Source organism: Pseudomonas sp. LJDD11 (assembly GCF_024584215.1).
Classification (GTDB): Bacteria; Pseudomonadota; Gammaproteobacteria; order Pseudomonadales; family Pseudomonadaceae; genus Aquipseudomonas.
In genome coordinates this window covers 35,653-48,515 of sequence record NZ_JANJFL010000032.1, presented here as the reverse complement: position 1 = coordinate 48,515, position 12,863 = coordinate 35,653, and the positions used below count along the sequence as shown (strand labels likewise).

At 60.5% G+C, this 12,863-nt stretch carries 8 protein-coding genes; all 8 read right to left on the bottom strand.

Annotation, left to right across the window (positions count from 1 at the left end):
* Window positions 1-128 precede the first annotated feature (128 nt).
* The 8 genes from NRB16_RS25925 to NRB16_RS25890 all read right to left on the bottom strand — a co-directional run bounded on the left by NRB16_RS25925 (window position 129) and on the right by NRB16_RS25890 (window position 12,716).
* Window positions 129-1,031: a peptidoglycan DD-metalloendopeptidase family protein gene (locus NRB16_RS25925; protein ID WP_253117832.1), complete on the bottom strand. Its 903-nt coding sequence runs from the start codon at window positions 1,029-1,031 to the stop codon at window positions 129-131.
* Between the two features lie 118 nt (window positions 1,032-1,149).
* Window positions 1,150-4,470 carry a deaminase domain-containing protein gene (locus tag NRB16_RS25920; protein WP_257107284.1) on the bottom strand — a complete coding sequence of 1,107 codons (3,321 nt, stop codon included), beginning with the start codon at window positions 4,468-4,470 and terminating at the stop codon, window positions 1,150-1,152.
* A gap of 166 nt (window positions 4,471-4,636) precedes the next feature.
* Window positions 4,637-5,542, bottom strand: a complete 906-nt coding sequence (locus NRB16_RS25915; RefSeq protein WP_045485566.1) for a response regulator — start codon at window positions 5,540-5,542, stop codon at window positions 4,637-4,639.
* Between the two features lie 252 nt (window positions 5,543-5,794).
* Window positions 5,795-6,556: a phosphate signaling complex protein PhoU gene (gene phoU / locus NRB16_RS25910; protein ID WP_257107283.1), complete on the bottom strand. Its 762-nt coding sequence runs from the start codon at window positions 6,554-6,556 to the stop codon at window positions 5,795-5,797.
* 209 nt (window positions 6,557-6,765) lie between these two features.
* Window positions 6,766-7,599 carry a phosphate ABC transporter ATP-binding protein PstB gene (gene pstB / locus NRB16_RS25905; protein ID WP_253142639.1) on the bottom strand — a complete coding sequence of 278 codons (834 nt, stop codon included), beginning with the start codon at window positions 7,597-7,599 and terminating at the stop codon, window positions 6,766-6,768.
* A 77-nt stretch (window positions 7,600-7,676) separates the two neighbouring features.
* The gene (gene pstA / locus NRB16_RS25900) at window positions 7,677-9,347 is read right to left on the bottom strand and encodes a phosphate ABC transporter permease PstA (protein WP_045485558.1); all 1,671 of its coding nucleotides are present in this window, start codon (window positions 9,345-9,347) and stop codon (window positions 7,677-7,679) included.
* 16 nt (window positions 9,348-9,363) lie between these two features.
* Window positions 9,364-11,625, bottom strand: a complete 2,262-nt coding sequence (locus tag NRB16_RS25895) for an ABC transporter permease subunit (protein WP_253117828.1) — start codon at window positions 11,623-11,625, stop codon at window positions 9,364-9,366.
* Between the two features lie 98 nt (window positions 11,626-11,723).
* Window positions 11,724-12,716 (bottom strand): PstS family phosphate ABC transporter substrate-binding protein, encoded by a 993-nt coding sequence (locus NRB16_RS25890; RefSeq protein ID WP_045485553.1) that lies wholly within the window; start codon window positions 12,714-12,716, stop codon window positions 11,724-11,726.
* Window positions 12,717-12,863: the final 147 nt, after the last annotated feature.

The following is a 12,863-nucleotide window of genomic DNA, read 5'->3' as shown; positions in this document are numbered from 1 at the left end:
GAGATCACCCACCGCCTCGGCGCCGCGCTGTCGCGCAGCAAACACCGGACCTCGTAGGACCTGCTTTAGCAGGGAAGCTTTCGCGGCTGAAGCCGCTCCTACGGTGTGTCGGGATGGGAATCCGCTTATCAATTGCCGCCCACGGCGAAGTTCGGCAGGCTCTGGATCGGCCGGTTGAATTCGTAAGGGATCGACACCAGCTCCTGGCCGACATTGCGCTGCACGACAAAATGCAGGTGTGGACCTGTGCTGTTGCCGGTATTGCCTGACCGGGCCAGGGCGCTGCCGACGCTGACCTTCTGCCCTTCACTGACCACCACCGAGCCGCGCATCAGGTGCAGGTAAACGCCCATGGTGCCGTCGTCGTGGAGAATCCTGACGAAGTTGCCAGCCGGGTTCGAACCACGCCCGGTCTGGTTGTTTTCCACCTTGATCACTGTGCCGGCCCGCGCCGCGATGATCGGCGTGCCCTCAGGCATGGCGATATCCATCGCATAGCGGCCCTTGGGGTCGCTGTGGCTGTATTTGCCGCCCGGCCCCTGGGTCAGGCGAAACGGCCCGCCCACCCACGGCAGCGGGTAGCGGTACGCCAGAGGGTTGCCTCCTGGCGCCCCCAGGGTCGAGGTCAGCCGGGTGCTGTAGTTGATCGCTTGCCCCGCCTGCCTGGGGCTGAGCACGATCACCCGTTCATTGCTGCGCGCTGCCAAGGTGCGGCGCAGGGTCGTTGAACTGCCCTGCACACCCAGCACGTTCTTCAGGTTGCTCAGCCTGAGTTCGATCTCGACCGGCGCATACAGGTCATTGCGCACATACAGGCTGTCGACCCCATTGACCTTGCGCACGTCCAGCCGCACCTGGCGCTCGATGTGCTCGACCATCCGGTCGCGGAACACCACCACGGCCGCGCCCGGCGAAGGCCGGTCACTGAATGACACCACCCCATTGGCGTCTGTGGTTTTGTAGATGGTCACGGCCTGCGCCATCTGTGCGACCAGCAGCAGGCCGCCCAAGGTCAGTAAGCGTTCAAGCATAAGAGTAAGCGCGGGCTGATTGGCAATGGGCACCAAGCCTAGCAGGCTTACTGATCAATAAGCACTCATGGTTATCAATGACCTGACGCGATTGCGCCAGATAATCTGCGCCAGTGAATCAGTCGTCCTGGTAAGGCTTGAGATAGGTCACCGAAAACTCAGCCGTTGGGAAATCATGTTTGAGCCTCGGCAAGGCGAAGCCACCACAGGAACGACAGGCATCCAGCATGGTAAAGAAGTCGATGCGGGTAACGGAGCCAGCCCTGTCTTGCAGTTCATCCTTGAGCCGCGTACCGATCAGCCGCTCCGAGTCCAGACTACGGTTGATAGCACGCACCTGCAGGCGGTCGGCATGGCGCAACGTGGGCAACGTGGTGAAACGCGGGTCATCCGCAATCACATACTCTTGAGGGTCAACCAGGGTCGGGCGACGTGGGTGAGCATCAATGTAATCGACTCCGTTGATCAACGAGCCGTCGGTCCACGGCCACTCCGGTTGCAATCGCACGTTCTCGCCGAGCCGGCCGCCGGAGACGGCATAAAACACATAGGCCTGGCGCCCGTCCACATGCACGCAAGCGAATGCGAGGTTGGCGCCGTTGACCTGCTTGCGAATCCGCTTGATCGCTGCGGGCTGCACAATGTTGTCGGCGCTCAGCGCCTGCCAGCCTTTGCGCACAGGCCTGGCAGGCAGCAGGTTATTGAGCACATCCAGCAAGGGCTGGACCTCTGCCGGACTGCGCTCTGCCATTGGCCTGAAGTCCGCCACGGTTTGCCTGGCCAGCTCGATATAAGCGTCCTGGAACGATTTTCCCGACAACACGTTGGTGGCGTATTCGAAGAACTGATTGGTCCACTGCCGGTCATGACACAGTTGATCGTATTGCTCGAAAGTCATGCCGGCCTCTGGCAGCAGGGCACGCTCAGTCTCATTGAGCATGTCGAACAGCATGCGGGCAATGTTCTGCCGGTCTTGCCAGATGCTCGGGACTTCCCGCACCAACCGATACTGCTCGGTGTGAGACAGATAATCGGCGAGGCCTGGATCGCCCTCCTCCAAGCGCTCAAACAGTAGCTCTGGTGACCCCTTGGTGGGGGCCGGTGCCCGGTAGAAAATATTGTGGTCAGCCTCGATGTAGATCCATTGGCGCTGATCCAGGGGGCTAAAAAGGCACGAGCCACGCAAAACCCGGGCGTCTTCGACACCCTCGACAATACCGCCCAATCGTATGACCGGCTCTTGGTGCTCAAATAAATTCAGGTTCAGTTCCATGGCATGCGCGCTCACGCCAAAATCAGGCTCCGGCAATTGCTGAGCGTTGAGCCTCTGCCGATACTGCAGCTGCGGCTGTAGAGGCAAGTCATACGTCACCTTGTCAGGGATGCTGACTTCAACCGCTCTTGCGGCAACCGCCTGCGTGGAAGAAGAAGGCTGCAGCGCATCAGGCTCTTTCCATGTGAACAGCCGGTTTTCATGCACGAAGACGTGCAATTGCTGCGACCCGGCATTCAGCGTAGCCAGTTCAAAGCGGCGAGCGGCCATCGCATGGCTGTAGTGATAGCCCGCCTTTACCTGCTCTAGCGGCTCTTCTGGCAATAAGGGCGGCGGGGTTTGCAGCACGATCCCTTCGGTGCAGGCGACAGGCACAAGATCGCGGCGCATCCTACAGCTACGTTCCACCCGTTGCAGGCGAACACCTTCAGGGCTGAACGCCTCACCCGCCAACTGGCGCATAGCGAGCCCGGATTCATGCCAATCCACTCCAACGGACGACGCAAACACGCGTTTGAAGGACGGCAGCTCATGCAGCAGGTCCAGCGCAGACTGGCCGGCCAGCGCAGCAGCCTGGGCAACATCACGCGCCAGAAACGCCGCACTTTGTTGTGCCAGCCCCTCGGCCAGGCCGGCAACAGCCTTGGCACCCTGCACGCCCAGCGATACCACGCTCAGTTCCCCGGCACGCAGCACGATACGGGTCGTGGCACTGACGAACTGCCCCAAGGGGATCAAGGCAAATGCCGTGTCCAGGCTGCATTGCGCCACCACCGCAGCAGAGTGCTCGCCGCTCGACAGGTCCTTGATGCAGCCATAGAACGGCACCAGCCAGCGGGCGGCCGTGTCCGCCCATTCGCGCTCTTTGGCCCAGGTTTGCTCCCAGCCATTCAGGTGCCGATGCGCTTGCTTGCTCTGCTTCAAGAATCCGGCCAGCAGATGCCGGGCAGCCGCGCTTGCCAGTGAGGCAAGGGAGTCAGGCGTGCACAGTTGCGCCGCCGGAACCAACTCGCCCAAAGCGGGTGTGTGCAGGCTCTTCACGCTGCGCGACAGCTGGCCATACAGGTAGGCATCGCTGTCGAAAGGCTCCAGTGCGATGAACGGCGCCTTGGCATCAAGCGCCAGGTTGACCTCGTGATTGCGCCATAGCTCAGGCAGATTGATCGAGTCGATGGAACGGTGCGCAGGATGGTAGTCGAAGCGCTGGGTGGTCAAACGCACCACGCCCGCCGCCGGAAACAGCTCGAAGAAGGTCTCGCCGACCGCCTGATTATGAAATTCGCTCGGCTGATCCACCTGTCGACAGCGAATCAACAGACCGTGTGTCCCCTCGCCGTCCTGGAATCTGACCCGGTTCAGTTCGCAGGTCGATTTCAGCAGCAGCTCACGCTGTGCGGGCTGCATCTCGCCAAACAGGCGGGCGATCACCGCCGTTTGTGCACGCAGCAGCGCCGCCTCGTAAACCTGCCAGGCACGCTCATAGGCTTCAGGGATCGTGGGCTGGCCGTCACGCCAGAGCTCGCCCATCATCACCAGTTCGACCAGGCTTGCCTGCGGTCGATTCCATGCGGCCAGCCGATCAAGCGAGTAAGACCAGGCGAGGCTGAAGCCTCGCGTCTGGAGCAACGCAATGCCCGAAGGGTCTGCGGGTAAGGTCCAGACGTCCTCAGCAATGCCTGACTCGCGCAACAGGTTGTCGGCCAGCTGCCGACGATCCGGTGCCTTGAGGCTCAACAACGCCTGCAGTTCACCGGCATGGGCATCCTGCCGGGCCTTGAGGTGGTCCATTGCCGTAGCGATCTGCGCGGCGCTGGCCGCGTCGGTAGCATCGCCCTCCAGTTCGACGGCCTGATGGGCGCTTGCATAGAGCAACGCCGGTCGCACCAGGGTTGTGGCCAACAAGGCCTGGATCGCCGGCTCGGGGCTGGCACAGAGGGTCGCACTGACCCGAACCAGATCATCAAAGCTCACGTCGGCCGACAGCCCTGGCGCCAGCGCCTCGATCAGTGCCGTGCCGTGGATCAGGGCGACGCTTTGTAACGAGCGTCCGTATTGCAAGTGGTCGGGAACGCCTGTCACCCGTAACTGGGCAAGATTGCTGACGTCATACGCCGAACGATCATCGACGCCTGTGTTGTCCAGAAGCCGGACTGTTACCTCATCCATACGAAGCTATCCTGTAATACCCGCTTGAGAATGTTGCGGGTCTACGGATGAGCTAAACGAAGGATTACACAGCCTTGAAGGGGCCTACCCGGACGTGGGCAGCAGGAAAAGGCAGCGCGGCAGGTCAGACCACAAGGTATAACGTGGCTTGCCTGCCGCTGATCGGTCATGCCCCTGGAACGAAGTGCTTCTGCGCCGTACCGCGGGCAATAAGCCGCGACAGGTAGTCGAGCTTCTTGGCGTCCTGGTCGACGAACCGGAAGGTCACTTGCAGCCACTCACTGTCAGGCTTCTGCTCGAATGCCACGATGGCGTGGATGTAGCCATTGAGGCGGGCCACTTCGTTCTCTTCGCCCTGCTCCAGATCCAGCACGGCACTTTCCAGAATCTGCGGCAGCGCCTCACTGCGCTTGATCACCAACAGCCCCTCCTTGAGGGTCAGGCTCTTGATGATGCATGACTGGTTGCCACTGGGCAGGCGCAATTGGCCCTGGCCACGACCGTTCAGCGTTTGGCTGGCGGCAGGGGCGGGAGCGGCGGCAGGACGGGGCGCAGGAGCGGCCGCTGCCACAGGCGCGGTCGGACGCACCACCTCAGCCTTGCCGCCGGTCAGGGCGCTCAATGAGTCGTTGAGCGCAGAGTTTATACGGCTTGGTACACCCGTACTGGACATCACTGCGTCAAGCTTGCCGACCTTGGCCAGGGCTTTTTTGACCTTGGTCAGCAACTGTTCATTGGTGAACGGTTTGCCAACAAAATCCGATACCCCGGCCTGAATAGCCTGGACGACGTTTTCTTTGTCGCCACGGCTGGTGACCATGATGAACGGTACTGTCTTGAGGTAGTTTTCCTGCTGACGGCACCATTCCAGCAACTCAAGCCCGGACATTTCGGGCATTTCCCAGTCACATAGAATCAGATCGAACGCTTCGCGGCTCAGCATGACCTGGGCCTTGCGTCCGTTAACGGCTTCATCGGTATGAATGCCGGGAAAATAATTGCGTAGCCCTTTTCTCACCAAGTCGCGAATGAAAGTCGCGTCATCCACAACCAATACACTGACTTTACTCATCGACGCTCCTGCGGACGTGTTCACCTTGGCGGGTGAGCTGCAGTATGCCAACACGCCCCTTTGTTTCGGCTAGCATATCGTTGACGCATGGCCAACGGCCACTTTGATTGACAGTACCTCGGCATTTTTCCTGGCGGGCAACTGCAAAAACCAGGGCTCGATGCTGGCGATACGCAAGCCGCGCGGTCGATTCAACCCTGGTGCTGCAACGCAAAACGCCCAGCGCATGCTGGGCGTTCTTGGCAGACAATCTTATTTATCGTCAGAAGCGTCCGGAACATGAGCCTTTTCGCTAGCGTGACCCTGGACTTCTTCACGCATGCGCTTGAGCCCCATATGGCGCACGTCGGTGCCGCGTACCAGATAGATCACCAGTTCCGAGATATTGCGCGCGTGGTCGCCGATCCGCTCCAGCGAACGCAGCACCCAGATCACGTTCAATACGCGGGAGATCGAGCGTGGATCTTCCATCATGTAAGTGGCCAGCTCGCGCAGCGCCGTTTTGTACTCGCGGTCGATAACCTTGTCGTACTGGGCGACCGACAAGGCCAGTTCCGGGTCGAAGCGGGCGAACGAATCCAGCGCATCGCGAACCATATTGCGCACCTGATCACCGATGTGGCGCACTTCCACATAACCACGTGGTGCTTCACCTTCTTCGCACAACTGGATGGCACGGCGGGCGATCTTGGTCGCTTCGTCACCGATACGCTCCAGATCAATCACCGACTTGGAGATACTGATGATCAGGCGCAGGTCCGAAGCGGCCGGCTGGCGGCGGGCGAGAATGCGCAAGCATTCTTCGTCGATGTTGCGCTCCATCTGATTGATCCGCTCGTCGACTTCCCGGACCCGCTGAGCCAGGCCCGAGTCGGCTTCGATCAGCGCGGTCACGGCATCGTTGACCTGCTTTTCAACCAGACCGCCCATTTCGAGCAAGTGGCTGCGAACATCTTCGAGTTCGACGTTGAACTGTTGGGAAATGTGATGCGTGAGGCTGTCTTTATGGATCATGCTGGGTGTCCTTGGAACGTCCGGTTGAGGCGAAAACGCACGGTGGTAAGAGGGTGTTTACAAAACAGGTGGACGAAGGCAAGACAAGACGAAATTGGGTGAAAAAGCGCAGTTGACATCAAGTCGATGAGTCTTTTTAGCCCGTTTTCAACGCCGTATTGCCGAGTCAGCGTTTTGCAGACCCCCTCTAAGGCCTGACGAAGTACCCGCTAGCCATAACGGCCGGTGATGTAATCTTCGGTCTGCTTCTTTGCCGGATTGGTGAACAACGTGTCCGTATCACCGAATTCGACGAGTTTGCCCATGTACATGAAAGCGGTGTAGTCAGAGACCCGCGCCGCCTGCTGCATGTTGTGAGTAACGATCACAATGGTGTATTTCGATTTCAGTTCGTAGATCAGCTCTTCGACTTTCAACGTAGAAATCGGATCCAGCGCCGAACAAGGCTCATCAAGCAGCAGAACCTCAGGCTCCACGGCGATGGTCCGGGCAATCACCAGACGTTGTTGCTGACCGCCCGACAGCCCGAGGGCCGACTCGTGCAGGCGGTCCTTGACCTCGTCCCATAGCGCCGCACCGCGCAGCGCCCACTCCACGGCCTCGTCGAGCATGCGCTTGCGGTTGATGCCCTGGATACGCAAACCGTAGACCACGTTCTCGTAGATGGTCTTGGGAAACGGATTAGGCTTCTGGAACACCATGCCGACCCGCCGCCGCAGCTCCGCGACTTCCTCACCCTTGCTGTAGATGTTGTGCCCGTACAGGTTGACGGTGCCCTCGACGCGGCAGTCATCGACCAGATCATTCATCCGGTTGAAAGTGCGCAACAGGGTCGACTTGCCACAACCGGAAGGCCCGATGAACGAGGTGACCTTCTGCCTGGGAATATCCAGACCGATGTCGAACAGTGCCTGTTTGTTGCCATAAAACAGGTTCAGGCCCGCCACTTCGAACGCCACATTGTCGGCGGCCAGGCGCGACCCGTCTCTGTTGCGCGCCAGAACATCAATAGTGGCACCCCGGTTCGGGCTGTCATGTGGCATGGGTGACTCCTGAAAGAACGGTCGTTGCATAGCGCCGTGCTACGCACGGCTTCCACGGATCCTGGGCTTTACGAACGCTAGTCGTCCAGCGCCTTGTACTTCTCACGCAAGTGATTGCGAATGGCCACGGCAGAGAGGTTGAGCAAGGCGATCACCAGCACCAGCAGCAAGGCCGAGGCGTACACCAGCGGGCGCGCGGCCTCGACATTGGGGCTCTGGAAACCGACATCGTAAATATGAAAGCCCAGGTGCATGATCTTCTGATCCAGATGCAGATAGGGGTAATTGCCGTCCACCGGCAGCGACGGCGCCATCTTCACCACCCCCACCAGCATCAACGGCGCCACCTCACCGGCGGCGCGGGCCACCGCCAGGATCAGGCCGGTCATGATCGCCGGGCTGGCCATTGGCAAAACGATCTTCCACAAGGTCTCGGCCTTGGTCGCGCCCAAGGCCAGCGAGCCCTCGCGCAGGCTCAGCGGAATGCGCGCCAGGCCCTCTTCCGTGGCGACGATCACCACCGGGACCGCCAGCAGCGCCAGGGTCAGCGAGGCCCACAACAGGCCGGGCGTGCCGAAGGTCGGCGCCGGCAAGGCTTCGGCAAAGAACAGTCGGTCCAGCGAACCACCCAGCACATAGACAAAAAAGCCCAGGCCAAACACGCCATAGACAATCGCCGGCACGCCGGCCAGGTTGTTCACGGCAATCCGGATCAGTCGGGTCACAGGCCCCTGGCGGGCGTACTCACGCAGATAGACCGCCGCCAGGACACCAAACGGGGTCACGATGATCGCCATGATCATGGTCATCATCACGGTGCCGAAAATGGCCGGGAAAATTCCACCTTCGGTGTTGGCTTCGCGCGGGTCTTCGCTCAGAAATTCCCAAAGCTTCTGGAAATAGAACCCGAGCTTGTCCAGCACGCTCATGGTGTTGGGCTGGTAGGCATGCACCACCTTGCCCAGGCTGATTTCCGTGATTCGTCCTTCGGCGTCTCTGGCGGTCAGACTGTCACGTTCGACCGCCTGGCGCAGTTCCATCAGACGGCTTTCGACCTCGCTGTAGCGGGCCTCGAGCTGCGCCTGTGAGGCGGCAATGTCTGCCTGGGCAATCGCATCCAGTCGGCCATCAAGCTCCAGTTGCCGGGTTTGCAGGCGCAACTGCTCCAGGCTGTTATTGACCTGCACGATGTCGCGCTTTTCCAGCTGATGCAGTTGCACGGCCAGCGCCTGGACGCGTTTGAGGCGTTCCTGCAATGGCCCCCAGGCAGCCTCGCCAACTGCCACCACCCGGCCCGCTTCCTTGACGTTGACCAGATAGCCGTAGAAGTTGCCCCACTCACGCCGCTCCAGGGTCATCAGCTCGGCCGGCTTGCCGTGCTGGCTCAGCCATTCGCTGACCACCCAGGTGAAATCGCTGCGGGTCAGGTCACGGTTGCCGACCTTGAACAGCTCGCGGCCGAGAAACTCCGAGCCATCGGCTGCCACCGGCAAGCCGGCATCGAGCAGGCGTGAGCGCGGCACCTGCTCACGTTCGACCCGCTCGCCGATCAGCACATGCGCTGCCTGCCCCGGCACGCTGTACTGCGCCCGCACCAGATCAGCAGGCCAGAAGTGCCCGAGTCCGCGCACCGCAAGGATCGTCAGCAGACCGATGGTCAGGATCACCGCGATGGACACCGCGCCGGCACTGAGCCAGATGCCCGGCGCGCCACTTTTGGTCCATTTGTTCAGAGAGTCTCGTTTCATTTGAATCAAGTCTCCCTCAGAGCAACGAGTATTGCTTGCGCAGGCGCTGACGAATCAGCTCCGCAAGGGTGTTCATGACGAAGGTAAACATCAGCAGCACCAGGGCCGCGAGGAACAACACGCGGTAGTGACTGCTGCCCACCTCCGATTCAGGCATTTCCACCGCCACGTTGGCCGCCAGGGTGCGCATGCCCTCGAACAGGTTCATGTCCATGATCGGCGTGTTGCCGGTGGCCATGAGCACGATCATGGTTTCACCCACTGCCCGCCCCATGCCGATCATCAGCGCGGAGAACAGACCGGGGCTGGCGGTCAGCAAGACCACTCGGGTCAGGGTCTGCCACGGTGTGGCACCCAGCGCCAGCGAGCCCAGGGTCAGGCTGCGCGGCACGCCGAAAATGGCATCTTCGGCGATGGAGTAGATATTCGGAATCACTGCAAAGCCCATGGCCAGGCCGATCACCAGCGCGTTGCGCTGATCAAAGGTAATGCCCAGGTCGTGGCTGATCCAGGTGCGCATGTCACCGTCGAACAGCCAGCTTTCAAGGTGCGGGCTCATGCCCAGCGACAGCCAGCCCACGCCCAGCACCACCGGAATCAGGATCGCCGCTTCCCAGCCATCGGGCACCCGCAGGCGTAGCGAAATGGGCAGGCGGCTCCACAGAAAGCCGGCCAGCAGGATACCGACCGGGGTCAGCAACATCAGGGCGAAGATCCCTGGCAGGTTGGCTTCCATGTACGGTGCCAGAAACAGACCGGCAAAGAAGCCAAGGATCACCGTCGGCATGGCTTCCATCAATTCGATGACCGGCTTGACCTTGCGGCGCATGACCGGGGCCATGAAGTACGCGGTGTAGATCGCCGCCGCAATGGCCAGCGGTGCGGCCAGCAACATGGCATAGAACGCCGCTTTGAGCGTGCCATAGGTCAATGGCGCCAGGCTCAGCTTGGGTTCGTAGTCAGTGGTTGAAGCCGTCGACTGCCAGACATGCCGGGGCTCGTCGTAGTTTTCGTACCAGACCTTCTCCCACAACGCGCTCCAGGAAATCTCCGGGTGCGGGTTATCCAGGCCCACGCCGCGCAATGTACCGCCAGACTCGATCAGGATCTGATTGGCGCGCGGTGACAGGGTCATCAGGCCGGCGCCGTCGGTGACCTTCTCGACCAGCAAGGTACGGTGCGCGGTACTGTGGAAAACCCCCAATTGCCCCGTGCTATCCAGTGCGACGAAGCCCTTGCGGCGCTGTTCGGCCCTGATCTGCACGATCGGCGCATCACCCAGACGGAAATCGCGGATCCTCATGAAGCGCGGCTCTTCATCGGTATCACGGACCATGAACCACTGGCTGATGCCGCCACGCGAGTCGCCAAACAGCAGTGAAACACCACCGACCAGTTGAGTCGAGGAGGTGATTTCGGCGTTGGCGTTTTCCAGCAGTTTGTAACGACCATTGAGGGTACGATCACGCAGGCTGAACACGTCAGCCTGGGCGCGGCCATTGATCACATACAGCCACTGCTGGCGCGGGTCGATGTAAATGGCTTTCACTTCAGCCGACAACTGCGGCAACTCGATGCGGCTCTGCTCACGCAGCACTTCACCGGTCTGCGGGTTCTCGCCCAGTTCCACAGCCAGTACATGCAGTTGCGTGCCGGTACTGCCCGCCAGACGCAGATGGCTGCCACTGACGCTGACCGTCACCTGGCCGATGGCCTGGCCCTGCTCGTCCAGGGTCAGTGGCGCCTGCCCGTAAGGCCAGGCAATGGCCGGGGTGATGGTCTTCTGGTTGTTCGGGTAGCTGACTTCATAGGCATGACGGAACACCAGAACCTGGCCGTTGGACAGGCCCACGGCAATCAGCGGCGTGCCGGGCTGGTCCTTGCCGATCGCGGTGATCTGCACACCTTCGGGCAACGGCAGGGCCATCTGCTTGAGCTGCGCTCCGCTGCTGACGTCGAAGAAGATCGCCTGGCCCTGATCGGAGATTCGCATCCCCACCTGGTTCTGCTCCTCGATGCTGATCATCAAGGGTTTGCCGGCAGCCTGCATCCAGGCCGGCGTCATCGGTGCGGCAACGTTCAGGCTCGCGCCCTTGAACAGCGGCGCGACCACCCAGGCCAGATAGAAGAAAATCAGGGTAATAGCGGCCAGCACCGCCATGCCGCCCAACGCGACATACCAGCGAGTCAGGCGATCCTTGAACGCCCGGGCACGCCGCTTGCGTTGCATCGCTGGGGTATTGAAGTCAATGCCTTCGGGTGCGGGACTACGATTCATCTGACTTTCGGTTCATCCGTGCGGCACTAAATGACATAAAAGAGCCCGGCGCCCAACCCTCTGGCGCCGAACTGTCGAAACACACTCATGCCAAGGCATCAGCGAGCAGCCCTGACCGGCGCCTTGAGCCCCAGATCGACAAGCGCCTTGTCAAGAACCGGCTCCGGGAGCGGAATGTAACCATCCTTCATGACGATCTCCTGCCCCTGCCTGGACAGGATCAACTTGAGAAACTCGGCTTCCAGCGGTGCCAGCGGTTTGTTCGGCGCCTTGTTGACGTAGACATACAGCAAACGCGAAAGCGGATAGCGGCCAGCGAGAATATTGGCCTCGGTGGCTTCGAAATACTCTTCACCGGCCTGCCTGGCCAGCGGCACGGTCTTGACGCTAGAGGTCTTGTAACCAATACCTGAATAGCCTATGCCGTTGAGCGAGCCGCTGATCGCACTCACCACAGAAGCCGAGCCAGGCTGCTCGTTCACGCTGTTTTTGAAGTCGCCTTTGCACAGCGCTTCTTCCTTGAAATAACCATAAGTGCCGGAGACCGAGTTACGGCCAAACAGCTGAATGCGCTGATTGGCCAGGTAACCTGTCAACCCGACATCACCCCAGGTCAGGGCCAGTTTTTTTGCGCCACACAAACGGGTCTCGGCAAAGATCGCATCGACCTGCGGCATGCTCAGCCCTTTGATCGGATTGTCCTTGTGCACGAATATCGCCAGGGCATCCACCGCCACCGGCACCGCCGTCGGCTTGTAGCCCTGCTTCTGCTCGAACGCAGAGACTTCTCCATCCTTCATCTTGCGGCTCATCGGCCCCAGGTTGGCCGTACCTTCGGCCAGTGCCGGGGGCGCAGTGGACGAACCGGCCGCCTGAATCTGGATATTTACACTCGGGTATTCTCTTTTGTAGGCCTCGGCCCACAGCGTCATCAGGTTGGCCAGGGTGTCGGAGCCGACGCTCGACAGGTTACCTGACACCCCGCTGACCTTGGTATAGGACGCAATCGACGGGTCGACAGCAGCCAGCGCATGGCTTGCATAACCTCCGGCAGCCAGAGACAAGATCACCATCCAACGCTTGAGTGTCATGCCTGGGGCTCCCGGAAAATACTCATCAATCCGCCCGAATACGCAGAACGGATGACCACTGTATGAACTGATTATGACAATAAGATGAAAGGAAAGATGTTGTAGACCAATCGGGCCTCTTTTAAATCGGGTCGAGGCACAGCAGCC

Excerpts from the sequence above, each read along its gene's own strand:
- NRB16_RS25925 (WP_253117832.1), bottom strand. The coding sequence starts at position 1,031 with ATGCTTGAACGCTTACTGACCTTGGGCGGCCTGCTGCTGGTCGCACAG.
- pstA (WP_045485558.1), bottom strand. The coding sequence starts at position 9,347 with ATGAAACGAGACTCTCTGAACAAATGGACCAAAAGTGGCGCGCCGGGC.
- phoU (WP_257107283.1), bottom strand. The coding sequence starts at position 6,556 with ATGATCCATAAAGACAGCCTCACGCATCACATTTCCCAACAGTTCAAC.
- NRB16_RS25895 (WP_253117828.1), bottom strand. The coding sequence starts at position 11,625 with ATGAATCGTAGTCCCGCACCCGAAGGCATTGACTTCAATACCCCAGCG.
- NRB16_RS25915 (WP_045485566.1), bottom strand. The coding sequence starts at position 5,542 with ATGAGTAAAGTCAGTGTATTGGTTGTGGATGACGCGACTTTCATTCGC.
- NRB16_RS25890 (WP_045485553.1), bottom strand. The coding sequence starts at position 12,716 with ATGACACTCAAGCGTTGGATGGTGATCTTGTCTCTGGCTGCCGGAGGT.
- NRB16_RS25920 (WP_257107284.1), bottom strand. The coding sequence starts at position 4,470 with ATGGATGAGGTAACAGTCCGGCTTCTGGACAACACAGGCGTCGATGAT.
- pstB (WP_253142639.1), bottom strand. The coding sequence starts at position 7,599 with ATGCCACATGACAGCCCGAACCGGGGTGCCACTATTGATGTTCTGGCG.